The sequence below is a fragment of the Streptosporangium heterodermiicola genome, assembly GCF_051390675.1.
Classification (GTDB): domain Bacteria; phylum Actinomycetota; class Actinomycetes; order Streptosporangiales; family Streptosporangiaceae; genus Streptosporangium.
This window is the reverse complement of record NZ_JBPJSR010000023.1, coordinates 102,841-126,798: the sequence shown is the minus strand read 5'-3', so window position 1 is coordinate 126,798 and position 23,958 is coordinate 102,841. Positions and strand designations below refer to the sequence as shown.

The following is a 23,958-nucleotide window of genomic DNA, read 5'->3' as shown; positions in this document are numbered from 1 at the left end:
TCACTCTCCCTCAAGGATCGCGGTTGCCGTCATTTAAGTCGCCTGACTTATTTAAGTCAAGCGACTCAAATCCGGCCCCCGGTCCCCGATGCCCGCCGCGCCCGCCGCGAGGTCAGCCGACCTCGTAGACCTGACCGGTCTGGTGGCCCTCGATGGAGCGGACGTAGGCGTTCGCGGCCTGGCGCACCGGGACGGGCTCGAAACCGGCGAAGAGGTCGCCGTACGCGTCGGCGGACTCGGTGAAGACCGTCGGGCTCACCGCGTTGACGCGCTGCGGCAACTCGATCGCGGCGGCGCGGACGAAGGCCTCGATCGCGCCGTTGGCGAGCGACGCGACGGTGCCGGTGCGCACGGGGTCGCGGGCCAGCACGCCGGTGATCAGGGTGAACGACCCGGTGACGTGGGCGGCGCCCCGGCGGACCAGCTCCACCTGGCTGACCACCTTGCCGGCGACACCGTCCAGCACGTCCTGGTGGCGCAGCTCGCCGAACGGCAGCCACGGCACGCTGCCCGCCGCCGAGGCGACGGCGTCCACCTCGCCCACCTTCTCGTACATCGCGCGGATCGACTCGGTGTCGGTGATGTCGACCGAGACGTCCGAGCCGCCACGGGAGGCGGTGACGATCTCATGGCCGCGTTCCCCGAGGACGTCACGGACGCTCCGGCCAAGGGTTCCGGTCGCTCCGACCAGCAGGATTCTCATGAACGTAGCTTGACCAGCGGGACATCGTGAAGTCCAGACCCGCCCCGGGACTCACTCCAGGAGGGCGGCCAGGCGCTTGGGAGCGACGGCCCGGTAGGCGTCGGTGACGATCTCGGCGATCTCCGCCCAGTCCTGGGGGGCGTCGAGATACACGCCGAGCCAGCCGCGATGGCCGACGTACGGCGGGCGGAAGAAGCGCCCGGGAGCCTCGGCGAGCAGGGACTCCTGGACGCCGGGCGGGGCGGCGCACCAGAAGGCGAGCCGGTCGTCGTGGTGGTGGTCGGCGTACGACACGAACGTCCTCCTGTCCCGGACGAACCAGGCGGGCTCGCCGTGACTGAGCCGTTCGGTGGTCTCGGGAAGCGCGAGGCAGAGCCTGCGCAGCGACTCCAGCGGATCATCGGCCATGACCAGACGGTACTCCGAGGTGGGAGAATCGTGAGCCGTGACCGACAACCGCATTCCTCCGCCCTTCGTCGGCGACGAGCGCGCCATGCTGAACAACTGGCTCGACTGGCACCGCGAGACCCTGGCCGTCAAGTGCGCGGGGCTCTCGGTGGAGCAGCTCAGGGAGCGCTCGGTGCCGCCGTCGACCCTGTCGCTCCTCGGCCTGGTCCGCCACATGGCGCACGTGGAGCGTTCCTGGTTCCGCCGCGTGCTGAACGACGAGGACATCCCCCTCCTCTACAAGACCGACGACCCCGACGCGGAGTTCAACGACGTGGACACCGCCTCCGCCCAGGAGGCCTTCGCCACCTGGCAGGCCGAGATCGAGATCGCCCGCAGGCTCTCGGCGGAGGTGCCGCTGGACGCCATCGCGAAGCGGCAGCGCCACGGGCACGACTGCTCACACCGCTGGATCCTCGTCCACATGATCGAGGAGTACGCCCGGCACAACGGCCACGCCGACCTGCTGCGCGAGCGGATCGACGGTCTCACCGGAGAATAGCCACCCGTCCCCTTCCGGCTCCGAGCCCGGCCTCGGTTCGCCGCCCATGTGCGGCGGGCAGGACGGCGCGAGGCTCAGGGCTTGCGCCCGATTCCCACGTATCCAGTGCGGGCCATCTCCTCGTCGCCCGGGGCCGCCGCCCCGGGGTCGGAGAACGGGAACACGTCGTCCTGGGCCTCGGCCTGCACCTGTCGGGCGCGCCCAAGGTCGAGGAGCACACCTTCCACCGGACCGACGAGGGCCGGCGCTTCATCACGGCCAGCAGCCAGGCGTGGGGCCGGGCCCACGAGGCCGCCGGCGGCCCGCCCGGCCAGGTCGCCGCCGCCGTCGCCGCGACCACCGCGTTCTACGCCCCAGAGGGGGAGCCGCCATGAGCCGGGGTGGCGGCCCCGCGCTCCCGAAGCCGCGCCGGGCCGCGAGGCGGCCGGTGACGATCACGCGCAGCGAGCGATCACGCGCCGCGTGGTGACCGACGGCGGTGCCGAGCCGGGTGTCGGTCGGTGATCCACGGCGGTGCCGGGCCGCGCGGCGATCGGCGGTGATCGGTGATGATCGTGCGCCGTGACTAAGCTCAGGGGACGGCGATGTGCTGCCCCTTTGTCGCCGCCGGGCAAACGGGCTACCCTCGCCCGTGACCGGTCCGAACGGGCCTTCGAGTCCACGAGGCGTCCACGAGGAGTCGACGAGGTGTCCACGAGCCGCCGAGCGACCAAGATCACATCGGCCGCGCCTCGCGCCGCCCCATGTCACACCACTCCGGTGGGCGCGTTTGTGCGAGCCACACAACTCCGGCCGCGAAACACGCTTAGTCCCCACCATTCCGGTATCCGGAGGCAGTAGAGAGTATGTAGCCCGGTTATGGCGGGGACGACCGCCGTGTTCACCGTCTTCGAAAGGCCCGCTCAGTGTTCAGTCGTGTCGCCATCGTCAACCGCGGTGAAGCCGCCATGCGGCTCATCCACGCCGTTCAGGACCTAGCCGCGGAGACGGGCACACAGATCGAGACCGTCGCCCTGTACACCGACTCCGACCGGACGGCCACGTTCGTCCGTGAGGCCGACATCGCCTACGATCTGGGGCTCGCCGCGAACCGCCCCTACCTGGACCACGCGGTCCTCAGGAAGGCCCTGATCGAGACGGGCGCGGACGCCGCCTGGGTGGGCTGGGGCTTCGTGGCGGAGGACCCGGCGTTCGCCGACCTGTGCGCCGAGATCGGCGTGACCTTCGTCGGCCCGGGCTCCGAGGCGATGCGCAGGCTGGGCGACAAGATCGGCTCGAAGCTGATCGCCGAAGAGGTCGGGGTGCCCGTCGCGCCCTGGAGCCGAGGCCCGGTGGAGACACTGGAGGAGGCGAAGGAGGCGGCGGACCGGATCGGCTACCCGCTGATGCTGAAGGCGACCGCGGGCGGCGGCGGCCGGGGCATCCGGATGGTCGCCGACGCCGACGAGCTGACCCAGGCCTACGAGCTGACGCGCCAGGAGGCCGCGCGCGCGTTCGGCAGTGGCGTCGTGTTCCTGGAGCGCCTGGTGACGGGCGCCCGGCACGTCGAGGTGCAGGTCATCGCCGACGGGCAGGGCACCGCGTGGGCGCTGGGCGTGCGCGACTGCTCCGTGCAGCGGCGCAACCAGAAGATCATCGAGGAGTCCGCCTCCCCGGTCCTCGACGCCGATCAGGTCGCCGAGCTGAAGGCGGCGGCCGAGCGGCTCGTGCTCGCGGTCGACTACAAGGGCGCGGGCACCGTCGAGTTCCTCTACCACCCCGGTGAGCGGCTGTTCGCGTTCCTGGAGGTCAACACGCGCCTGCAGGTCGAGCACCCGATCACCGAGATCACCACCGGCGTCGACCTGGTGAAGGCCCAGCTGCACGTCGCGGCGGGCGGCAGGCTGGAGGGCGACGCGCCGGCGGAGTGGGGTCACGCCGTCGAGGCGCGCCTCAACGCCGAGGACCCCGACCGCGACTTCGCCCCCTCACCCGGCCGGATCGCGCGGCTGGCGCTGCCCAGCGGCCCCGGCATCCGGGTGGACACCGGGTTCAGCGAGGGCGACACGATCCCCGCCGACTTCGACTCGATGATCGCCAAGATCATCGCGCACGGCCGCGACCGTACGGAGGCGCTCGCCCGCCTGCGCCGCGCGATGACGCAGACGACCGTCATCATCGAGGGCGGCGTGACGAACAAGGGCTTCGTCCGCACGCTGCTCGACGAGCCCGCGGTGATCGACGGGTCCGCCGACACCGGCTGGATCGACCGGGTGCGCGCCCAGGGCGCCCTCGTCTCGCACCGGCACTCCGCGATCGCGCTGATCGCCGCCGCCATCGAGGCCTACGAGGACGAGGAGGCCGTGACGCGGCAGCGCTTCCTGGCCGCCGCGCACGGCGGCCGTCCGCAGTCGCAGCACGAGAGCGGGCGCGCGCTGGAGCTCAAGCTCCGCGACGTCGGCTACCGCGTCGAGGTCGCCCGCACCGGCGGCCACCGGTTCCGCGTCGGCGTCTCGGCGGGCGGCCCCCGGCACGCGGCCGACGTCGACCTTGAGCGCTTCGACGAGCACAGCGGCCAGATCACCGTGAACGGCGTCCGCTTCAAGATCGTCACGAGCACCCACGGCCCGATCCACCTGGTCGAGGTCGACGGCGTCACGCACCGGATCAGCCGCGACGAGGGCGGCATCGTACGCTCGCCGGTGCCCGCGCTCGTGGTGGCCACGCCGCTGCAGGCGGGCGACGAGGTCGAGGCCGGCGCTCCGCTGCTCGTGGTCGAGAGCATGAAGATGGAGACCGTGCTGCGCGCGCCGTTCCGCGGCCGCGTGCGGGAGCTCGCGGTGTCGGTCGGCAGCCAGGTGGAGGCGGGCGCCCGCCTGCTGCGCCTGGAGCCGCTGGGTGACGGCGACGAGGCGGCCGGCCCCGTGGCCGAGGCGCGCAAGGTCGAGCTGGACCTTCCGGCCGAGCCGGCGGGGGTGCCCGCGGCCGAGCGGGCCGCGCGCGGCCTGCAGGACCTGCGCAGCCTCCTGCTGGGCTTCGACGTCGACTCGCGCGACGAGAAGCGCCTGCTCGACGGCTACCTGGCCGCGCGCGCCGAGCTCGCCGAGAAGGGCGAGCACGAGCCGGCCGGCGAGGTCGAGCTGCTGCGGCTGTTCGCCGACCTGAGCGAGCTGAGCCGCAACCGGCCCGCCGGCGAGGAGTCGAAGTCCGACTCCTCGGTGCACAGCCCCCGCGAACACTTCCACACCTACCTGCAGTACCTGGACCCCGACCGGGCCGGGTCGTCGGAGAGCTTCCGGCAGCGGCTCACGCACGTGCTGTCCCGCTACGGCGTCGAGGGCCTGGAGCGCACGCCGGAGCTGGAGGACGCGGTCTTCCGGATCTTCCTGGCCCAGCGGCGTGCTTCCACCGACGTCGCCGTGGTGACGACCCTGCTGCGCGAGTGGGTGAAGGAGTCCCCGCCCGCCCAGGCGGACCGCGTCACCGTCGGCCTGGCGCTGGAGCACCTGGTCGAAGCCACCCAGGTCAGGTTCCCGGCCGTCGCGGACCTGGCGCGCGGCGTGGTGTTCGCCTGGTTCGCCCAGCCGCTGCTGCGCCGCACCCGCGCCAAGGTCTATACGAACGTACGCAAGCACCTGCGCCACCTCGACCGGTACCCGGACGCGCCCGACCGCGCCGAGCGGATCTCCGCCATGGTCGCCAGCGCCGAGCCGCTCGTCCGGCTGGTCGGCCAGCGGATCGGCCGCGAGGGCACCGACCCCGTGCCGCTGCTGGAGGTGCTGAGCCGCCGCTACTACGGCAACCGCGCGCTCAGCGACATCCGGGTGAGCAAGGTGGCGGGCTGCACGTTCGTCGTCGCCGACCACCGCACCCCGATCGGCAACGGCCGCGTCGTCGCCACCGCGGTCAGCTTCCTGGCGCTGGCCGAGGCGGTCAAGGCGGTCGGCGAGTTCGCCGGTGACGGCGAGCTGATGGCGGACATCTACCTGACCTGGCCGGACGGCCCGAGCGACCCCGACGAGATGGCCGCGCGCCTGCGCGAGGTCATGGTCGCGCAGCAGCCGTCGAACCGGGTCGGCCGCATCGTCACGACCGTCGCGGGCAACAGCGGCGCCGTGATGCACCACCACTTCACCTTCAAGCCGTCCGCCGACAGCTTCGCGGAGGAACGGCTGCTGCGCGGCCTGCACCCGCGCATCGCCGAGCGCATGCAGCTGGAACGGCTGCGCGACTTCGACCTCACCCGGCTGCCCGCGCCCGACGAGGAGGTCTACCTCTTCCGGGCCGCCGCGCGGCAGAACCCGTCCGACGAGCGCCTCGTCGCGCTGGGGCAGGTCCGCGACCTGACCCCGCTGCGCGACGACGAGGGCAGGCTCGTCGCGCTGCCCGCCGCCGAGAACATCCTGGCCACGTGCCTCGACGCGATCCGCCGGGCCAGGAAGCCCGGCGCGAAGACGTCCGCCACGAACCGGATCGTCATCTACGTGTGGCCGCCGAACGACCTCTCGCCGGCCGACCTGAACGCCGTGGCGAAGCGCGTGCTGCCGACCACGGCGGGCGCGGGCCTGGAGGAGGTGCTCTTCCTCGGCAGGCGCCGCGACGGCGCCACCGGCGAGCTCGTCGACATCGCCGTCCGGATCGGCTACGACGTGGGCTCCGGCGTGCGGCTGTCCGTCGTGCCGCCGCCGACCGAGCCCATCGAGCCGCTGGACGACTACCGCCAGGAGGTGCTGCGCGCGCACAGCCGGGGCACGCACCACCCCTACGAGCTGACCGACATGCTCGCCGGGCCGTTCGGCTCGTTCACCGAGTACGACCTGGACGAGCGGTCGACGCTGGTGCCGGTGAACCGGCCCAAGGGGCGCAACACCGCCGCGCTCGTCGCGGGCGTCATCAGCACGCCCACCTCGCGCCACCCGGAGGGCATGACCCGCGTCGTGCTGCTGGGCGACCCGACGAAGGCGCTCGGCGCGCTGTCCGAGCCCGAGTGCGCGCGGGTGATCGCCGCGCTCGACCTGGCCGAGCGGATGCGGGTGCCGCTGGAGTGGTTCGCGCTCTCCGCGGGCGCCCGGATCTCGATGTCGTCCGGCACCGAGAACATGGACTGGGTGGCGGCCGCGCTGAAGCGGATCGTGAACTTCACCCAGGACGGCGGCGAGATCAACATCGTGGTCGCGGGCATCAACGTCGGCGCCCAGCCGTACTGGAACGCCGAGGCCACGATGCTCATGCACACCAAGGGCATCCTGGTGATGACGCCCGACTCCGCGATGGTGCTGACGGGCAAGCAGTCGCTCGACTTCTCCGGGGGCGTGTCGGCCGAGGACAACCACGGCATCGGCGGGTACGACCGGATCATGGGCCCGAACGGCCAGGCACAGTACTGGGCGCCGGACATCCGCGGCGCGCGGGAGGTCCTGATGTCGCACTACGACCACAGCTACGTCGCGCCGGGGGAGAGCCGGCCGCGCAAGGCGGTCACCGGTGACCCGGTGGACCGTGACGTGTCGACGTTCCCGCACGCCGCGCCCGACAGCGACTTCACGACGGTGGGCCAGATCTTCTCCATCGAGTCCAACCCTGACCGCAAGAAGCCGTTCGACATCCGCACCGTCATGCGCGCGCTGTCCGACCAGGACCACCCGGTGCTGGAGCGGTGGGCGGGCATGGCCGACGCCGACACCGCCGCGGTCCAGGACGTCCACCTCGGCGGCCGGCCGGTGTGCCTGCTGGGCATCGAGTCCCGGTCCGTGCCGCGTCGCGGGTTCCCGCCCACCGACGGCCCGGACACCTACACCGCGGGCACCCTGTTCCCGCGCTCGTCCAAGAAGGCCGCCCGGGCCATCAACGCCGCCAGCGGGAACCGCCCGCTGGTCGTGCTGGCCAACCTGTCGGGGTTCGACGGGTCGCCCGAGTCGATGCGCAAGCTGCAGCTGGAGTACGGCGCGGAGATCGGCCGCGCGGTGGTGAACTTCGAGGGCCCCATCGTGTTCTGCGTGATCTCTCGATACCACGGCGGCGCGTTCGTGGTGTTCTCCAAGGCGCTCAACCCGAACATGACCGTGCTCGCGGTCGAGGGCTCGTTCGCCTCGGTGCTCGGCGGCGCTCCGGCCGCCGCGGTGGTCTTCGCGCGCGACGTCGACAAGCGGACCGGCAACGACCCCCGCGTGCTCGCCCTCGCCGCCCGCGTCGCGGAGGCGCCGGCCGCCACGCGGGCCGCGCTCGCCACCGAGCTGGCCGAGCTGCGGTCGTCGGTACGGGCCGAGAAGCTCACCGAGGTCGCCACCGAGTTCGACCGCGTGCACAGCATCCAGCGGGCGGTCGACGTCGGCTCGGTGGACACGATCATCAGCTGCGCCGAGCTGCGGCCGAAGATCATCGAAGCGGTGGAGAAGGGCCTGGCCCGGCAGGTCTGACCCGGCAGGTCTGACCCGCGAGGGCACTCGCGGAAAGATGGTTCGCGAGCGACGATTCCGCCTCGGGGGGAGGGTCTCATCCTCTGACCCTCCCCACCGATCGCCGACCGCCGCGAGGACACCCATGACCCACGACAGGACACCGCCCGACATGACCGATCCGGAACCGAAGGCGAATCTCCGCGGCGCGTCCGACATCTGGCCGCTGATCCACGCCGAACGAGCGGCCCTGGCCGCGGACCTGGCGAATCTGACCGGCGAGCGGTGGACGACGCCGTCGCTGTGCGCCGGGCTGACCGTGCGTGAGGTGCTGGCACACCTCACCTCGGGGGCGAGCCTCGGGCCGGTGCGGTGGCTGGCGGGCGTGATGCGCTGCCGGTTCGACTTCGACAGGCAGGTGGCCATGCGGCTCGCCGAGCAGTTGGGGGCGACCGCGGCCGAGACGCATGACAGGTTCCGCCGCGTCGTCACGAGCACCACCAAACCACCTGTGCCGGTCGCGGCGATGCTCGGCGAGACGATCGTCCACGCGGAGGACATCCGGCGCCCCCTGGGCATTCGCCGCGACTACCCGATCACGACCCTCACCCGGCTGGCCGAGTACTACCGGGGCTCCGACCTCGTGGTCCCGGCCAAGGGACGGATCGGCGGATTGCGGCTCACCGCCACCGACGGCCCCTTCACCACCGGCTCCGGCGCGCTCGTGTCCGGCACCACCCTGGCGCTCACGATGGCCATGACCGGGCGCGCGGCGTACTGCGACGACCTCGACGGCGACGGCGTCGCGATCCTGCGCGACCGCATGGGGATGAGATGACCCGGAGCGAGAGCCGGGGGAGCCGTTCCGGCACGCGGTGCCGTCGGACCCGTTCCGTTCCCGGGGTCGCGGACGTGAACGCGCCGGTGGCCGCCACCGGTCTTCAGGCGATCTTCGGTGCCGTACGGCGGAGAGGTCGCCCCTCATGACGAGTGCGTGGGCGGCGGAGGCGATCGGGCGGCTGGAGGAGGAGAGGGCGCGCACCGGGCCCACCCCGTTGCGGCCGTTCCCGCTGCCGGACGGCTGGGGAGTGCGGCTCTGGCTGAAGGACGAGTCGGTCCAGCCGACGGGTGGCCTGAAGCACCGGCTGGCACGCGCCCTGTTCACGACCGCGATCGCCACCGGCCGGATCACGGAGGGCACTCCCGTGGTGGAGGCCACGGGGGGCGCCATGGCGGCCGCCCAGGCTTACCTCGCCCGGCTGCTCGGCCTGCCGTACACCGCGGTCATGCCGCGGGGCGCCCGAGGGCAGGACGTGGAGCGATGGGGCGGGACCTGCCGGTACGTCCATCCGCCGTTGGCCGTCTACGACGAGGCCGCGAAGCTGGCCGGGCGGCTGGGCGGCTGCTATCTGGACCACTACGCCTCGGCCGCGACCGTCGACTGGCGCGGCGGGAGCCTGGCGGAGGAACTCTTCGAGCAGGTGCCCCGATACCCGGAGTGGATCGTGGTCGGCGCGGCCACCGGGGCCACCTCCGCCGCCGTCGGCCGTCACCTGCGCGACCACCGGCTGCCCGGCAGGCTCGCCGTGGTCGACCCGGAGAACTCGGCGTACTTCCCGGGCTGGGCGAGCGGTGCCGACGACTACGGCACCGGCATGCCGTCACGGATCGAGGGGATCGGCCGGCCGCGGATGGAGCCGGGCTTCGTCTCCTCCCTCGTGGATATGGTCGTTCCCGTACCGGACGCCGCCAGCGTGGCCGCCGCCCGCCGGGTGCGCGAGGTGACCGGGCTCGCGGTCGGCGCCGCCACCGGGACGAACCTGTGGGGCGCGCTGGAGCTCGCCGTCCGCATGCGCGACCGGGAGGTCCGCGGCGACGTGGTCACCGTGATCGGCGACGCGAGCGAGCGTCACCTGCGGACCTGCCACGACGACGCCTGGGCGCGGGACAAGGGCCTGGACTGGCGACCGCACGCGACGCGGCTGGCACACCTGCTCGGCGGGTGAGACCGGCCGGGCGCCCCGTGCGAGCAAGGCCGTCCGGCGGTTTCGCGCGGGTGAGGCCGGCGGGGCGCCCCGCGTGAGCAAGACCGCCCGGGAGCTTCCCGTGGGTGAGACCGGCGGGGCGCCCCGCGTGAGTGAGATCGGCAGGGCGCCCCGCGCTGGCAGGACCGAGCAAGTCAGGGGCCGGGTGTCGCGCGCGGGTCAGCCGACGCTGGTGATGACGGCGAAGCGTGCGCCGTGGGGGTCGGAGACCACGGCGAAACGGCCGACGCCCTCGATGTCCGAGGCGGGCGCGACGAGGTCGCCGCCGAGCTCCCGCACCCGGACGACGGACGCGTCACAGTCGGCCACCTCGAAGTACGGCAGCCAGTGCGGCCTGTCGCCCGCCTGGAGCGGCTTGACGCCTCCCAGGGCCGAGTTCTCGCCCTCGGCGGTCGACAGCAGGAGGTAGGGCATGTCGCCGAACGCGATGTCCTGGATGTTCCAGTCGAAGACCGCCCGGTAAAAGGGCCGGATGGCCTCCGGGTCAGGGACGTGCACCTCCAACCAGGCCAGGGAGCCGTTCTCGGTGACGAGGTCCAGGCCCTTGGTCGTGCCCGGCTGCCAGACGGCGAACTCCGCCCCGCCGGGATCGGTGAACCCGGCCATCCTGCCGTTGGTGAAGACGTCGTCGGGGGCGACGCGCACGGTCCCGCCCGCCTGCTCGACGCTCTTCGCCGTGGTGTCGGCGTCGGTGGTCTGGAAGTAGGGCGTCCACGCCGAGACGGCTCCCTCCTCGCTGAGCGGCCCGACGGCGGCGACGGTCTTGCCGTCGAGCTGGAAGAAGCCGTAACCGCCCGACTGGGGACCGGCCGACTGGAAGTCCCAGCCGAACAGGGGGCGGTAGAAGGCGGTGGCGGCCTCGGTGTCTGGCGTGCCCAGGTCGATCCAGTTGGGGGCGCCAGGGACATATCGGGTGGTGAGCATGGCCTCTTCCTTTGATGCGTTCGCATGCCGGTGACCCGTCTCCATGCCTTCGCGCGCGGGGGGCGAAGGCATCGAGCCGGTCGCCCGTCAGCCTGCCAGAAGCCGCCGACATTTCCCTCTCGCCGGTACCCCGGTGCGCGGGCGGCGGGGAGGTGAGGCGGCCGGGAACTCGCCGGCCCCCGCCGCCACCGCGAAGGCCTGCCGGTCAGCGTCGTGCGAGCCTCGTACGGACGCTCAGGTGAAGCGCCGGTAGGTGATGGGTGACGCGCCGGCCACCGACTGGATCTTGACGTGGTCGCCCGGCTTCGGGGCGGCGATCATCTGGCCGTCGCCCATGTAGACGGCGCAGTGGGTCGCCGGGTTGCCGAAGAAGACGATGTCGCCCGGCTGCGGCGGACCGGTGATCGGCCGGCCGCTCGCCTGGTACCCGGCGGCGGTGTTGTCGCCGATCTTGATTCCCGCCTCGTTCAGCGAGACGTGCACCAGACCGCTGCAGTCGAACGCGTCGGGCCCGTCGGCGCCCCAGACGTAGGGCTTGCCGATGTGGCTCCTCGCGGCGGCCACGACGTCGGCTCCGGTGCCGTCGCCGGTGACCGTGTACGGGATCGCCTGGCCGCCACCTCCGCCACCTCCACCGCCCCCGGCACCGCCGCCTCCCTGGTTCCCGGACGACGATCCGCCGCCACCGCCGTCACCGCCGCCGCCCTGCGAGCCGGGTTCCGTACCGGCGAGCGTGGTGCGGAGCTCCCCCTCGGGCACCGGCACCCACCGGGTGGTGTGCCCGGGGCCGGGGACGAAGTCCTGGTCGCCCGCGGCCGGGATGGCGGAGAAGAGCGAGGTGTCGCCGAGATGCTTGTCGATCTCGCGCCGCGCGGTGGACAGCGCGGTCCCGGCCGTGTCGACGTGCCCCTGTACGCGGGACACCGCCAGCTCGACCTGCTCGCCGATGCCGGGCTTGAGCTGTTCCTCGGTGGCGTGCGGGTTGCGACGCCGGTACTCCGCCACCCAGGCCAGCAGGTCGTCGCAGACGCGCCCGGCGTTCGACGTCGCCGTCTCGACGGCGCCGGCGGCGGTGTCCAGGGAGCCCGCGCAGTCGCTCAGCGCGTCCCGCAGGGAACCGCCCGCCCTGTTGTAGCGCCCCATGTACGCCACGAAGGCGTCGGCGGAGGCGCCCTTCCAGGCGGTGTCCACCTGGTTGACCGCGTTGTTCAGGAGCCTGAACGGCTCGGCGGACGAGCTGACCGCCTTGCGCCACCGGGTGGCGACGGCCCGGATCGCGGCGGGGTCCCCGTCCGCCTTCCTCACCAGCGCGACCAGGGCCTGGCCTCCGGGCAGCGCCGCCACGGCGTCCATGTCGGTCATACGGCGGGAAGGTGGCTCGTGGTGCCCCGCTCGGCCGTGGTCACGTTGTCCTCGATCGTGTCGAGGGCGCGCTCGACGCCGTCGAGGCGGCTCTTCACCGTGCCGAGCTCGCTGTCCGCGTGCGCTTCGACCCGGCCGATCGCCGCGGCCAGCTCCTGGGCGCCGTCCAGGGTCCCGAAGAGCGACGAGCTCGCGCCGCTCCCCGCCGGGAAGTCGTCGCCGACGGTGGCGAGCCTTCCCCCCTGGGAGTTCACCGTGACGCGCAGCTTGGCCAGCGCCTCGCGATTCAGATCGAGGTTTCCCACCGGGGCCGACTCCCTCCGCGGTCGCCGATGTGGCCTGTTGGCCGGTTGCCTGCCCACCGTCCGGCCATATCTACCAAGAAGTGATCATATCCACCGAACGGCAATCATCGCAGTACAAAAGCGCATTCGTCGGCTTGACCCGCTGATCGCGGTCCGGCGCGCCGGGACGACGCTCAGTCGAGGATCGCGGTGGCCTCGACCTCGACCAGGAGATCGGGCTCGCCCAGCGCGGCGACGCCCAGCAGCGTGATCGGCTTGACCGGGTCGACCCCCAGCTTCGCGGCCGCCCGGCCGACCCCCTCGCCGAGCAGGGGCATCTTGTCGGGGCTCCAGTCGACGACGTAGACGGTCAGCTTGGCCACGTCGTCGAAGGAGGCGCCGATCCCGGCCGGCGCGGTGCCGATGTTGAGGTACGCCTGCTCGACCTGGGCGGCGAGGTCGCCCTCGCCCACCTTGCCGCCGTCGGCGTCGCGGGCGACCTGACCGGCGAGGAACAGCAGCTTCGATCCGGTGGCGATCGACAGCTGCCGGTAGACCTCGGGCTTCGGCAGTCCGTCCGGGTTGACCAGGGTGACGGCCATCGCTGCTCCTTCGTCGTCGTTTTTTCACGAAACCATAGCATTGCTATGCAATAAGACGGCGCGACGAAGACGAGAGATCCCGCGTCCGGGCTGTCAGCCCAGGCGGTGCTCGTACAGCTTCCGCAGCTCCTCGACGCGACCCTCGGCCCGCTCCCGGGCCTCGCCCTGGACGGCCGCGAAGAGCACCTCCAGGTGCGCCTGCCAGGCGGCGAGCGCCGTCGCGCGGAGGTCGGCCAGCCGCGCGGGAACCGTCTGTGTCAGCACGACCCGGGTACCCTGCGCGGGATCGTGCGTGAACTCCCAGCGCACCCGTCCCGCGGGCTCGCCGTCATGGAGCCACTCGTACTCCAGGACGCGCGGCGCCCCTGCCTCCGTCACCGCGCCCGCGGGCACGTACGGGTTCGTGAACCAGGCCGGCGGCTCCGCGCCCGGCAGGGGGGCGTCCTGCTCGGCGAGGGTGTTCCACACCTCCTCGACGGGCTTCCACACCAGGTCGCGTGCGAACCTCACGAGGTGGCCGTCGCCGCTCTCCCGCGTCTCGCCCTCGGCCAGCCCGAAGACCTCGACGTAGGCGCCGATGCGGTCGGCCCAGCCAGAAGGCGGCTCGGAGGCCTCGGAGGGCTCGCCGTCCAGCCTGGCCGACAGCGCGCTCAGGCAGACGTCCCAGCCCGCCGCGGTGCGGCCCGCGGTGAGCCTGCCCCACCCGCCTCCCAGCGTGTGGGTGAAGACGAGCCGGCACCCCGGCCCGTCGGGGAACAGCTCGAAGCGCAGCACGTCCTGGTTCCAGCGGAAGGCGTAGACCTTCGGGGGGTCGAGTTGCAGGATCCGGCCGTGCGTGGGGTCGTCCCCGCCCTCGAAGGTGAAGCGCATCTCGGCGCCGACGGCCCGCTCGGTCTCCACCGCCGCCGGGAACCAGTGGACCATCTCGGCCGGGTCGGTGACGGCCCTCCAGACCTTCTCGGGGGAGTGGGCCAGTCGCCGTTCGAACCGAAGCGCCGGCCGGTCGTCGACGGTCCGCAGGGTCGCCCGTTGCTCTTCCATCGTGTCGTCCTTCTTTCGTTCTGTCGCGTGTTCCGTCAGGTCTCTTCTGGCATGGCGCCGAGGCGGCGTTCGAGCGCGTCCAGGCTGGTCTCCCACATGCTCCGGTAGGGCTCCAGCCAGGCGGCGATCTCGGCGAGCGGCTCCGGTCGCAGCCGGTACCACCGGCGCTGCGCGTCATGCCTGACCTCGACCAGGCCCGCCTCGCGCAGGATCCTCAGGTGCTTCGACACCGTCGGCTGGGTCAGCGCGAGCCGCTCCACCAGGTCGCCCACGGGACGCTCGCCGGTACGGAGCAGGTCGAGGATCTCCCGGCGCCGGGGCTCGGCCAGTACTTCGAATGTGGTTGCCACTTCAGCAATATAGCCAGATTGGCATATAAGCTGTCAAGGGAACGGGACGGTCCGGGCATCGCGTTCGGATCGAGCGTGCGGACGTGGCGCCCGGCGCCGGAAGGCGGGCGACAGGGGAACGGCCCGCTCCGACGCGGGGCGTCCGGGGCGTCTGCGGGGCTCAGCGGGAGACGGTCTCGATCCTTCGTCTCCTGGCCATGACCACCACCACGATCGCGTAGAGGCCGAGCTGCACGACCGTGCCCGCCAGGGTCTGCCAGGGGACCGATCCCTGCTTCAGCGCCTCCGACAGGCTCCCGTCGGCCCCGCTGACCCCGAACGCGAACACGTTGTTGGCCACGTGCAGGGCGATGGCGGCCTCCAGGCCGCCGGTGCGCACCGCGAGCCAGCCCATCAGCGCGCCGAAGGCGAAAACATCGACGATGCCCCAGTCGATGTAGGCGTGCACCGCGGTGAAACCGGCGGCGCTCAGCAGGATGCCCGGCCACGGGTTGGAGAGGAAGGCGCCGAACGCCTGGATCAGCCACCCCCGGAAGACGTACTCCTCGGCGGCGGCCTGGAAGGGCACCAGGAGCAGGGTGACGGCCAGGACGGGCAGGAAGCGCTCCCAGCCGATCCAGCCGAACAGGTCGCCGAGGTCCTCCCCGGTGACGGCGTAGGCGACGGCGACCGCGCCCTGGCCCAGCGTCACGGCGCCGATCGCCACCGCCGCGCAGCGCGCCATCCACCGCCACCGCAGGCGGCCCGTGACCGAGGAGAGGGTACCGGGCGGGCGCCGCTGGATCCACGCCACCACGCCGTACACGATCGGCAGGACGGCCGCGATCGCGAGCAGGTTGATCCCCAGGTCGAACACCGGATCGGTGAAGATCTGCCCGTCGGATCCGCCCACCCCGACACCCACGAGCACGCCGAGCGCCGCACCGCCGAGGATGACGGCGAGCCCGGCCAGCATGAGGCCCGCGAGACCCACGACCGTGCCCACCAGCGGTCGCCACCAGGCGTGCAGGCGGGTGCGCGCCAGCCGGTCGTAGCGGCTGCCGGACGGCGCCGGCACCAGCCAGGGGTCGTGCCGGAGCGGGGGCGGGAAGTGTTCCATGGGCACGCCTGACGCGTCGGGAGAACCGGTGGCACCGATGGCACCGGGAACGCCGAACCGGTGGGGCGGCGGGCCGGGGGTCCTGGGGTCCTGGGGGACGTGCATGGCTTCATTCCGTTCCAATGGGTTCACGGAGTTTACGAGGTCGGGGGCGATCGGAGGCAGCGGGCTCGACGCGCCACCCGGGCCCGGTACTCCTCGCACAACGACACCCGGTGCCGTTCGGTTCCGCGCCGTTCCCACCGGGGGGCATCACGGGCCCCCGGCGGGCGATCCCGGTGAGAACCCCGGCCCTCAGTCCTCGGAATACGGTTTGACCTGGCGTTTCATGGATGGATCTCGCGGGGCGGGGTAGGTCGTCGATCAACGTTCATGACCGGCCGGCGATCTCCCCGGGGCCGAGGCCGGGGTCTGCACACCGGAGGGATCGAGATGAGTGAGTACGAGCGTTCCCGTACGATCGCCGCGCCGCCGGAGGTGGTGTTCGACCGGGCGGGCGACCTGGACAACCTCGACGAGTGGCTCCCGCACGACCTGCACGTACAGCCGGGGGACCTGCCCGCGGTGACGGTGCACGAGGACGCCGACGGGAAGGGCGCCGGGCAGGACTTCCGCGCGCTGCTGCGCACCGAGCGCGACCAGCTCCGGATGGAGTGGGGCACCCGCGACGACGGCAGCTACGCCGGGTGGCTGCAGGTGGCCGGCATCGGTGACGCCAAGAGCGAGGTGACGATCCACCTGTCCTTCTTCGACGAGACGCACGCCCCGCCGGGCGACGCGGTCGACCGGGCACTCGGCGACAGCCTGGAGCGGCTGGCCGGTCAGGTGGTGGCCCGGCGAGGTGGCTGACCCCCGTCCGGCGGCCATGGGCGGTCGGCCGTCCCCGTCCCCGCCTGACGGCCACGGGCGGCCGGCTGTCCCCGTCCTCGTCCCCCGTCCAGCGGGCACGGGCGGCCGGCCGTACGCGACCACGCCCCGCGTCCGCGGGCTGGCCGCCGTCCCGCTCCGGAGGGTCAGGCGCCGCGGACGTTGGTCATGATCGCGTAGACGGAGCTGGAGGCCGTCATGAACAGCCAGTTGCGCTTGAGGCCGCCGAAGACGAGGTTGGAGGTCTTCTCGGGAAGCCTGAGTTTGCCGATCAGGGTGCCGTCCGGGGCGAAGCAGTGCAACCCCTCGTGCGTCGCCGCCCAGATCCGGCCGGTGGTGTCGAGCCTGATGCCGTCGAGGCCGCCCGCCGAGCATTCCGCGAGCACCCTGCCGTTCTCCAGCGCGGCGCCGCGTACGTCGAAGACCCGCAGATGCCCCTGGCGCGTGTCGGCGACGTAGAGCAGGGACTCGTCCGCCGAGAAGGCCAGGCCGTTGGGGCGGGCGAAGTCGTCGGCCACCGCCGTGACCTCCCCGGTGGCGGGGTCGAGACGATAGACCTGGTCGTTGCCGATCTCGCTCTCCGCGCGGTGGCCCTCGTAGTCGCTGGTGATGCCGTAACTGGGGTCGGTGAACCAGACGGAGTCGTCCGACCTGACCACCACGTCGTTGGGGCTGTTGAGGCGCCTGCCCCGCCAGCGGTCGGCGAGGACGGTGACGGAGCCGTCGTGCTCGGTGCGGGTCACCCGCCGGTTGCCCTGCTCACAGGAGATTAGCCTGCCCTGCCGGTCGAGGGTGTGACCGTTGCTGTAACCCGAGGGGGCGCGGAAGGGGCCCACGTTCCCGGTCATCTCGTCCCACCGGAGCATCCTGTCGTTGGGGATGTCGCTCCACAGCAGATAGCGGCCCGCCGCGACGTAGGTGGGACCTTCGGCCCACCGGCAACCGTGGTGGATCCGCTCGACCCGCTCGTCGCCCCCGACACCGGCGAACCGCTCGTCGAGCGTCTCGAACTCCGCCGCGATGGTTTCCATCATGCAATCCTCCTTGATCACAGAATATGATACGGCGATGGATAAAATTGACAAGATGCTGGTCGGCCTCCTTCAGGCCGATGCCGGTCAGCCCTACTCCGTGCTCGGCGCCGCGGTGGGGCTGTCGAGCGGTGCCGCGCACGAACGGGTGCGCAAACTGCGCGAACGAGGGCTGATCCGGCGGACGACCATCGAGGTCGATCCCATCGCCGCGGGCCGGGGCGTGCTGTCGTTCGTGCTCGTGGAGGGGGAGGCGTGGTTGGGCGCGTCGGGCGGGGCGCTGCTGGCCATCCCCGAGATCGAGGAGGCGCACGTCATCGCGGGCCCGGCGTCACTGCTGGTCAAGGTGCGCACGGCGAGCACCCGGGAACTGCAGGAGGTGCTGCGCAGGATCTTCGAGATCGAGGGGGTGGCCGGGACGCGAACCATCATGGTGCTGGAGAGCTTCTTCGAGCGTGGCCTGCACGTCCCTCACTAGCCTCGTCTCCCCAGGGCGAGGGTTTCTCGCCCGGGCCGGGAGCGGCGAGAGGCCGTCGGTCGCCGGCGCGCGCCGGGTGCTACCGGCGGGGGTCCTCGCCGGTGGCGAGCCCGGAGCGGTGGGCGATGGACGGCCAGCGCCGTACGGTCCCGCGCGTCGAGCTTGGTCAGGATCCGGCTGACGTAGGTGCGTACGGTGGCCGGGCTGATGAAGAGCGCGGCGGCGATCCTGTCGTTGGTCTCGGCGTGACCGATGCGGGCCAGGACGGCGCGTTCCCGTTCGGTCAGGGTGGCCAGCCGAGGGTCGGGCTCGGGCGGTCTCGGGGCGCGGGCGAGACGTTCCATGACGCGCCGGGCGATCGCGGGGGAGAGCACGTTCCCGCCTTCCGCGGCCGTGCGCACCGCCTTGCGGAGGTCCTCCGACGGGGTGTCCTTGAGAAGGTACCCGGCGGCTCCCAGGGTGACGGCCTCGACGATGTCCTCCTCGTCGTCGAACGTGGTCAGGATCAGCACCCGCGAGCCCGTGAGGGAAGCAGGGCGACGGTTCTGCGCAGTTCGCTCATCGTGCGGGTGGTGGTGGACTTGATCAGGTCGAGGGCCGCCCGGGTCTGCGACTCGTCGTGGCCGAGCGACTCGCGGGCGACATCGGCGTACAGGGAGACGACGGAGGTCGTGTGGCCGATCGAGTCGTGCAGATCCCGGGCGATGGCCAGGCGTTCGGCGTGCAGCCGGGCGCCCGCTTCCTGCCTGTACCGCTGGGCGGTGAGCTCGGCGATCCGCCGCGCTCCCGCCTGCGCGTTCCGCCGCGATCTCAGACCGTCTCCCAGGGCGATCGCCGCTGCCATGAGCAGGATGTGCCCGGCCAGTTCGTAGCCGACGACGAACGAGAAGTCCTGTCCCTCGACCAGGCGGAAGAACACCGAGACCGCGACCACGACGGTGGCGGTGACGACGGCGTGGACGAGACGCCCGAACTCGGCCGCCGAGAACAGCGCCGCGGTGACGGGGACGGCGATCCCGACGGCCGGATAGCCGGCGGCGTAGTAGGCGAACAGCCCCAGGGCGGTGACGGCGAGCACGGTCACCGGGTGCCGCCGCCGGGCGAGCATCAGCGCGCCCAGCCCCACGGCCCACAGATGGGCGATCGCGTCCGGGCCCTGCCGTCCTCCCTGGTCGGCGGAGATGGCGATCGACACGATGAGAGTGACGCCCGCACCGATCGCCTCTTCGCCGCGATCGGCAGTGTCTTCACCGGTGTCATCGTCGGAGCGATCACCGGCCTCGTCGCCTGGGGGCTCGGCAAGGCCGTTCCCTCCGGCTCCCGGACGCACTGAACGGCGGGCGGCTTTTCCGGTGTCCCGGATTTCCCGGTGCCGCCGGACGGGACGTGGTTTTCCCGGCGTCTCGAACGGGACGTGAATTCCCACGTGTCCTGAGTAAGACGTGGCTTTCCCGGTGTCTTCCCGGTGTCCGGAAAACGCGTTCCGAACAGCCTCCGCCGCCGTTGGGAACGCCTCCACCGGCCCGGCCGACGGTCTCCGGCTCCCGGAAAAGCGTGTCTAGACTGGTTCACATGATCTCTCGGAGCGAGCTGTTCGCGGGTGCCGCCACCTATTACGCGCGTTACCGGCACGGCTACGAAACAGAGATCATCGAATACATCGCGGACGTGCTGGACCTCGACGACCGGGTGCGGGTGCTGGACCTCGGGTGCGGGCCGGGCACGCTGGCGATCCCCCTCGCGGCGCGGGCCGGGGAGATCCTGGCCGTGGACCCCAGCGAGGAGATGCTCGCCGAGGGGGCCCGACGGGGCACGCCCGGCGTCCGCTGGCTGCGAGGCGACTCGTCGACGCTCGGGGAGTTGTCCCTCGGCCCGATCGACCACGTCGTCATGGGCCGTTCCTTCCACTGGATGGAGCGCGATCGGCTGCTCCGTCACTTCGACGACCTGCTCCCCGCGCACGGCGCGGTCGTCCTCGCCGGCCCCACCACCGACCCGGTCGACCCGCCCTGGGAGCCGGCGGTGCAGGCCGTACGGCAGACGTTCGGGCTGGAGTGGCGGGCGAACAGCGAGGAGTACGCCCAGAGCGGGCGGCATCACGACGAGGTGCTGCGCGAGTCGGCGTTCCACCGGCTGGAGTCCCGGTGTTTCAGCCGTACGGCCCGGCAGTCCGTCGACGACATCGTGGGGTTGCAGCTGTCGCTCTCCTACTCCTCGCCCGCGCGGCTCGGTGAGCGCCTGCCCGCGTTCACGGAGGCGGTGCGCGAGGCACTGGCCGCGGCGAATCCGTCGGGGGAGTGGCAGGAGGAGGTCGTCACCGAGATACTCGTCGCGCGCAGGCCGTGACGCGGGTCGTAGTGGCTGACACGAGTCCCAAGGGTTGATGCGGGGCTGTGACGGCTGTGCGGGTTGTGGTGGCTGACGCAGGTCCCAAGGGTTGATGCGGGTCGTACCGGCTGGCGCACGGGTGTTTCGAACGCCCCGTTCGTCCGTACGCCCGTCCGTCCGCTTGCCGGGTCGCGCCCTGTGGCGGGACCGTGGCCGTGGGGCCCGTGGTGGCGGGAATTAAATCCGAGGCGGCCGGTGCGCCTTCACCGGTACGCTCCCCGGGCATCTTCCCGCCGTCGGCGACTGCCCGCACGCGCGGAACCGGCACGTAACCGCGCATGGAACCAGCACGGAGCCAGCACGGAACCGGTGCGGAACCGCGCATGGAGGCCGGTGCGGAGCCGGCGCGGATTCGGCGGGAAACCACAGGAAGGCTGCGGGAAGGCCGCAGGATGCCGTGGAAGAGGAGAAGAACGCCGTTGACCAGGATCGCTGTGACCGGTGTCACGGGCAATCTCGGACGTCTCGTCGTCGAGGACCTGCTCACCAGGGTCCCTTCCCGCGATCTCGTCGCGCTCGCCCGCACCCCGGAGAAGGCGGGTGACCTGCCGGACCGTGGCGTCGAGGTGCGGCACTGCGATCACGATGACGCCGCGTCCGTCGACGTCGCGCTCGCGGGGGTCGAGGTCCTGCTCCTGGTGTCCGGGTCGGACATGACGCCCGGGGTCCGCGTGCGGCAGCACCGCACCGTCATCGACGCCGCCGCCCGGGCGGGCGTGCGCCGCGTCGTCTACACCAGCGGCGCGGGCGCTGAGGACGGCCGAGGCCCCATCGCCGACCACACGGCGACGGAGAAGGCGCTCCGCGAGGCGGGGCCCGCCTACACCGTGTTGCGCAACGCCCTCTACTCCGAGGCGTTCCTGGGGGTCGCGCTGGCCCAGGCGGGGCAGGACGGTGAGATCACCTCCTCCACTGGTGGGCGGCCGCTCGACACCGCGAGGTTCCGTGATCTGGCGCTGGCGGCGAGCGCGGCCCTGACCGGCCCCGGGCACGAGAACGCGACCTACGAGTTGCGCGGTCCGCTCTGGACCTACCCGGAGCTCGCCGAGGTCCTCACCCGCGTGCTGGGCAGGCCCGTCGAGCATCGGGAGATCACCGACGCGGAGGCGGGGTGGCTGGGAGGGGTGTTCTCGGCAGTGCGCGCCGGGGCCCTCGCCGAGACCGGCTCCGACCTCGCGCGCCTGCTGGACCGGCCGCCGTCGGGGCTGGAGGAGACGGTCGGCGCTCTCGTCGCGCGTACGGCCGGCTGAGCGGCACCGGCAGATCGGTCACGGTGAGCGGCGCCGACAGACCGATCTTGGTGAGCGGCGGGCCGGTCACGGTGAGAGGCATCGGCAGGCCGGTCTTGGGTGAGCGACACCGGCCGGCCACGGTGAACGCCACCGGCAGGTCGGTCTCGGTAAGCGGCATCGGCAGGTCGGCCGCGGTGAGTGGCACCCGCGGGCCGGTCCCGGTGGCGATCGGCCTGTGCGCCGATCGGCTCGGGTGCCGGCGGGGGCGGGAGACCGATCAGGTCAGATAGTCGCGCAGGGCCCGCGAGCGCGAGGGGTGGCGCAGCTTCGTCATGGTCTTGGACTCGATCTGCCGGATGCGCTCGCGGGTCACCCCGTAGGCACGCCCGATCTCCTCCAGCGTCTTGGGCCGGCCGTCGCCGAGCCCGAACCGCATCGCCACCACCCCGGCCTCGCGCTCGGACAGCGCCTCCAGGATCGTGTGCAGCTGCTCCTGCAGCAGCGCGGAGGCGACCGCGTCCTCGGGGGTGATCGCCTCGGAGTCCTCGATGAGGTCGCCGAACTCGCTGTCGCCCTCGGTGCCCAGCGGGCTGTGCAGGGAGATCGGCTCTCGTCCGTACCCCTGGACCTCGACGACCCGCTCCGGGGTCATCTCCAGCTCCACGGCCAGCTCCTCGGGGGTGGGCTCGCGGCCCAGGTCGGTCGTCATCTGCCGGTGCACGCGCGCCAGCTTGTTGATCACTTCGACCATGTGCACGGGGATGCGGATGGTGCGGGCCTGGTCGGCGAGCGCCCGGGTGATCGCCTGCTTGATCCACCAGGTGGCGTACGTGGAGAACTTGAAACCCTTGGTGTAGTCGAACTTCTCCACGGCGCGGATCAGCCCCAGGTTGCCCTCCTGGATCAGGTCCAGGAACAGCATGCCCCTGCCGGTGTGGCGCTTGGCCAGCGACACCACCAGGCGCAGGTTGGCCTCCAGCAGGTGGTTCTTGGCGCGGTGGCCGTCTTCGGCGAGCCATTCGAGCTCCGCGCGCACGTCGGGCTGGAGCCGGTCGCCGTCGTTGAGCCGCTCGGTGGCGAACAGCCCGGCCTCGATGCGCCTGGCGAGCTCGACCTCCTGCTCGGCGTTGAGGAGGGGGATTTTGCCGATCTGCTTGAGATAGTCCTTGACCGGGTCGGTGCTCGCCCCGACGGTCGCCTCCAGGGCTGCGGGTGCCTCGTCGTCGTCGGTCAGGACCAGCTCTTCTTCCTCAACCTCGACAACCTCAACGGTGCCTTCCACGGTGGCGGCTTCCATGGCGTTCACACCTTCCCCAGGTCTGGTCAGATACAACAACCCGTGCAGTTCAAGGTACGTCCCGCGACGGTGTGCTGCGGCGCCTGGCTCGCCGTCGTGTCCTTCGCTGGGAGCGGAGAGTCTTCGCCGCGGGGAGTTCTCGCGAAGGGCGCGGCCGTCCCGTCATGCCGCCGAGCGGCCGCCGGGCCGCCTTCCCCGCTGGGAAAGACGGCCCGGTGGATCTTCCGGCGACGCTGCGGGCGTTGCCGTGACGGTGGGCGTACGAGGGAGAGGGGTGGGTCTGAAACCCGACCGACCTCGCCTGACTCCGCTGGATCAAACCTGTTCGAGTCTTTTTCAGGTCGGCTCAGGTCTGTTTCCGGCCTGATCTGGCCTGATCAGGACTGCTCAGGTTTGCTCGGGCTCGCTCAGGCAGGGAAGTCGTTCGGGTTGACGCCGGTCGTCCGGGCGTTGCCGCCCCTGACCGGGTTGAGGGTCAGGGTCGCGATGGTCGAACTGGTCGCGGTCGAGGTGAACCTCAGCTTGGTGGTGAAACGCTGGTAGGAGGGAGCGCTGGTGAACCTGCCCCGGGAGACGCTGAACCGGTAGCCGGAGGTGAAGAAGATCGTGTAGGTGCCGTCCCTGACATCGCGGACGGAGGCCGTCGACCGGGCGCGGACGTAGATGCTGATCGCCTTGGACCTGCCACGGACCAGCGTGACGACCGAGTCCCTGCTGGTGCCGTTCTTGACCTTCAGCGTGCCCGGCCCACCGCTGATGCGGTCGTAGAGGATTCTGCCGTTGCTCGGTCGCGCGGCGGCCTCGGTCGAGGAGACGGCGACGGTTTCCTGGGTCGAGGCGGCCGCGGGGGCGGCGAGGGACCCTGCCAGCAGGACGGACGCGAGGGCCGCTCCTGCGAGGTGACGTAAATAAATCATTGCGTAAATATGGCT

The 23,958-nt window shown here is 71.9% G+C and carries 22 protein-coding genes and 1 pseudogene; 8 read left to right on the top strand and 15 right to left on the bottom strand.

Annotation, left to right across the window (positions count from 1 at the left end; translation table 11 throughout):
* Positions 1-112: 112 nt before the first annotated feature.
* Entirely contained in the window at positions 113-703 is a 591-nt protein-coding gene (locus ACSC1Q_RS35555; protein ID WP_436763111.1) for a short chain dehydrogenase, read from the bottom strand.
* A gap of 51 nt (positions 704-754) precedes the next feature.
* Complete coding sequence (locus ACSC1Q_RS35550) at positions 755-1,111, bottom strand: MmcQ/YjbR family DNA-binding protein (RefSeq protein WP_436763110.1); 357 nt, start codon at positions 1,109-1,111, stop codon at positions 755-757.
* A 37-nt stretch (positions 1,112-1,148) separates the two neighbouring features.
* Here ACSC1Q_RS35550 and ACSC1Q_RS35545 point away from each other — a divergent pair, with 37 nt between their 5' ends.
* Positions 1,149-1,652 (top strand): DinB family protein, encoded by a 504-nt coding sequence (locus ACSC1Q_RS35545; protein WP_436763109.1) that lies wholly within the window; start codon positions 1,149-1,151, stop codon positions 1,650-1,652.
* A gap of 74 nt (positions 1,653-1,726) precedes the next feature.
* On the opposite strand, the gene ACSC1Q_RS35540 is transcribed toward ACSC1Q_RS35545, so the two are convergent.
* Positions 1,727-1,870, bottom strand: coding sequence for a hypothetical protein (locus ACSC1Q_RS35540; RefSeq protein WP_436763108.1), 144 nt, complete (start codon positions 1,868-1,870; stop codon positions 1,727-1,729).
* Between the two features lie 687 nt (positions 1,871-2,557).
* Between ACSC1Q_RS35540 and ACSC1Q_RS35535 the strand changes: the two genes are divergently transcribed.
* The 3 genes from ACSC1Q_RS35535 to ACSC1Q_RS35525 all read left to right on the top strand — a co-directional run bounded on the left by ACSC1Q_RS35535 (position 2,558) and on the right by ACSC1Q_RS35525 (position 10,032).
* Positions 2,558-8,047, top strand: coding sequence for an ATP-binding protein (locus tag ACSC1Q_RS35535; protein WP_436763107.1), 5,490 nt, complete (start codon positions 2,558-2,560; stop codon positions 8,045-8,047).
* A 151-nt stretch (positions 8,048-8,198) separates the two neighbouring features.
* Positions 8,199-8,864 (top strand): maleylpyruvate isomerase family mycothiol-dependent enzyme, encoded by a 666-nt coding sequence (locus tag ACSC1Q_RS35530; protein WP_436763126.1) that lies wholly within the window; start codon positions 8,199-8,201, stop codon positions 8,862-8,864.
* Positions 8,865-9,009: 145 nt separating this feature from the next.
* Positions 9,010-10,032: a pyridoxal-phosphate dependent enzyme gene (locus ACSC1Q_RS35525; RefSeq protein ID WP_436763106.1), complete on the top strand. Its 1,023-nt coding sequence runs from the start codon at positions 9,010-9,012 to the stop codon at positions 10,030-10,032.
* Between the two features lie 198 nt (positions 10,033-10,230).
* Here ACSC1Q_RS35525 and ACSC1Q_RS35520 read toward each other — a convergent pair whose 3' ends face one another.
* From ACSC1Q_RS35520 to ACSC1Q_RS35490, 7 genes are all read right to left on the bottom strand, one after another.
* Positions 10,231-10,995 (bottom strand): VOC family protein, encoded by a 765-nt coding sequence (locus ACSC1Q_RS35520; protein ID WP_436763105.1) that lies wholly within the window; start codon positions 10,993-10,995, stop codon positions 10,231-10,233.
* A 234-nt stretch (positions 10,996-11,229) separates the two neighbouring features.
* Positions 11,230-12,357: a bifunctional WXG100 family type VII secretion target/C40 family peptidase gene (locus tag ACSC1Q_RS35515; protein ID WP_436763104.1), complete on the bottom strand. Its 1,128-nt coding sequence runs from the start codon at positions 12,355-12,357 to the stop codon at positions 11,230-11,232.
* Positions 12,354-12,662 carry a hypothetical protein gene (locus ACSC1Q_RS35510; RefSeq protein ID WP_436763103.1) on the bottom strand — a complete coding sequence of 103 codons (309 nt, stop codon included), beginning with the start codon at positions 12,660-12,662 and terminating at the stop codon, positions 12,354-12,356. Before ACSC1Q_RS35510 ends, ACSC1Q_RS35515 begins: the two co-directional genes overlap by 4 nt.
* Positions 12,663-12,835: 173 nt before the next feature.
* Positions 12,836-13,243 carry a RidA family protein gene (locus ACSC1Q_RS35505; protein ID WP_436763102.1) on the bottom strand — a complete coding sequence of 136 codons (408 nt, stop codon included), beginning with the start codon at positions 13,241-13,243 and terminating at the stop codon, positions 12,836-12,838.
* Positions 13,244-13,336: 93 nt separating this feature from the next.
* Positions 13,337-14,284 (bottom strand): SRPBCC domain-containing protein, encoded by a 948-nt coding sequence (locus ACSC1Q_RS35500; protein ID WP_436763101.1) that lies wholly within the window; start codon positions 14,282-14,284, stop codon positions 13,337-13,339.
* 35 nt (positions 14,285-14,319) lie between these two features.
* Entirely contained in the window at positions 14,320-14,634 is a 315-nt protein-coding gene (locus tag ACSC1Q_RS35495; RefSeq protein ID WP_436763100.1) for an ArsR/SmtB family transcription factor, read from the bottom strand.
* 160 nt (positions 14,635-14,794) lie between these two features.
* Positions 14,795-15,838, bottom strand: a complete 1,044-nt coding sequence (locus tag ACSC1Q_RS35490) for a CPBP family intramembrane glutamic endopeptidase (protein WP_436763099.1) — start codon at positions 15,836-15,838, stop codon at positions 14,795-14,797.
* Positions 15,839-16,165: 327 nt separating this feature from the next.
* On the opposite strand from ACSC1Q_RS35490, the gene ACSC1Q_RS35485 reads away from it, so the two are divergent.
* Positions 16,166-16,582, top strand: a complete 417-nt coding sequence (locus tag ACSC1Q_RS35485; protein WP_436763098.1) for an SRPBCC family protein — start codon at positions 16,166-16,168, stop codon at positions 16,580-16,582.
* Between the two features lie 164 nt (positions 16,583-16,746).
* Here the strand turns inward: ACSC1Q_RS35485 and ACSC1Q_RS35480 are convergent, their stop codons facing one another.
* The gene (locus tag ACSC1Q_RS35480) at positions 16,747-17,634 is read right to left on the bottom strand and encodes an SMP-30/gluconolactonase/LRE family protein (protein WP_436763097.1); all 888 of its coding nucleotides are present in this window, start codon (positions 17,632-17,634) and stop codon (positions 16,747-16,749) included.
* Between the two features lie 34 nt (positions 17,635-17,668).
* On the opposite strand from ACSC1Q_RS35480, the gene ACSC1Q_RS35475 reads away from it, so the two are divergent.
* On the top strand, positions 17,669-18,109 hold the full coding sequence (locus ACSC1Q_RS35475; RefSeq protein WP_436763096.1) for an Lrp/AsnC family transcriptional regulator: 441 nt from the start codon (positions 17,669-17,671) through the stop codon (positions 18,107-18,109).
* Here the strand turns inward: ACSC1Q_RS35475 and ACSC1Q_RS35470 are convergent.
* Complete coding sequence (locus ACSC1Q_RS35470; protein ID WP_436763095.1) at positions 18,106-18,621, bottom strand: LuxR C-terminal-related transcriptional regulator; 516 nt, start codon at positions 18,619-18,621, stop codon at positions 18,106-18,108. The genes ACSC1Q_RS35475 and ACSC1Q_RS35470 overlap by 4 nt on opposite strands.
* The gene (locus ACSC1Q_RS35465) at positions 18,615-19,304 is read right to left on the bottom strand and encodes a histidine kinase (protein ID WP_436763094.1); all 690 of its coding nucleotides are present in this window, start codon (positions 19,302-19,304) and stop codon (positions 18,615-18,617) included. The genes ACSC1Q_RS35470 and ACSC1Q_RS35465 overlap by 7 nt, the downstream gene beginning before the upstream one ends.
* 377 nt (positions 19,305-19,681) lie before the next feature.
* Here ACSC1Q_RS35465 and ACSC1Q_RS35460 point away from each other — a divergent pair, with 377 nt between their 5' ends.
* Positions 19,682-20,455: a class I SAM-dependent methyltransferase gene (locus ACSC1Q_RS35460; RefSeq protein ID WP_436763093.1), complete on the top strand. Its 774-nt coding sequence runs from the start codon at positions 19,682-19,684 to the stop codon at positions 20,453-20,455.
* A 461-nt stretch (positions 20,456-20,916) separates the two neighbouring features.
* Positions 20,917-21,747, top strand: a complete 831-nt coding sequence (locus tag ACSC1Q_RS35455; RefSeq protein WP_436763092.1) for an NAD(P)H-binding protein — start codon at positions 20,917-20,919, stop codon at positions 21,745-21,747.
* A 259-nt stretch (positions 21,748-22,006) separates the two neighbouring features.
* Here ACSC1Q_RS35455 and ACSC1Q_RS35450 read toward each other — a convergent pair.
* Together ACSC1Q_RS35450 and ACSC1Q_RS35445 are read right to left on the bottom strand one after the other, a co-directional pair.
* Positions 22,007-22,975 (bottom strand): annotated as a pseudogene (locus tag ACSC1Q_RS35450) (RNA polymerase sigma factor); the annotation flags it as partial.
* A 458-nt stretch (positions 22,976-23,433) separates the two neighbouring features.
* Complete coding sequence (locus ACSC1Q_RS35445) at positions 23,434-23,943, bottom strand: hypothetical protein (RefSeq protein ID WP_436763091.1); 510 nt, start codon at positions 23,941-23,943, stop codon at positions 23,434-23,436.
* Positions 23,944-23,958 lie beyond the last annotated feature (15 nt).